The organism is Candidatus Symbiopectobacterium sp. NZEC135, from assembly GCF_025962695.1.
The window spans coordinates 1-582 of the sequence record NZ_JAGFPF010001350.1 but is presented as its reverse complement, the minus strand read 5'-3'; the positions used below and the strand labels follow the sequence as shown (position 1 = coordinate 582).

Below are 582 nucleotides of genomic sequence, written 5' to 3'. Positions count from 1 at the left end.
TCAGAAAGCCGGAAAGCAATTTGTCATTATTAACCTGAATGACCTTAATTTTCAGCTTGATTTACTGGCTGATATTTCTCATGAACAGCTGGAGGAGCTGTTTAATGCAGGTTTCAGCCTGGGTAAAAAAGGTGAAGGTGCTGACTTTTATCGTATTGCCGACCGTCGTGCAGCCAGAAATACGGCAGCTATTTATGAAAAAGAAATGACATTACGCGACTTATTTAACACTGACTTTGTGAAATCCCTCAGTGAAGATGTGCCTGCTTTTTATGGCGAGCTTGAGGAAATCGCTTTAGTAAACTCCATTAATGCCAATAAGGGATTTTCCTTAAAGACCATTTTTGATGAAGGCGGATGCTGCTACATCATCGGCTCGATGCGTAACCAGAAAATCATATCGGCTCAGCGCATAATTTTAACTCGCTTGATTCAGATAGCCGAAACGCGTGATCGAATAAAAGGCAAACCTCGTCCTGTCGCTATTTTTCTTGATGAACTTAAATATCACCTGTCCCGCCCTGCGCTTGAGGGGCTTGGCGCTGCGAGGGACAAAGGTGTGCATATAATAATGGCCCACCA

1 pseudogene is annotated in these 582 nt (G+C 43.3%); it reads left to right on the top strand.

Going from position 1 to position 582, the window contains the following annotated elements:
- Window positions 1-582 (top strand): annotated as a pseudogene (locus J5224_RS34210) (MFS transporter); the annotation flags it as partial.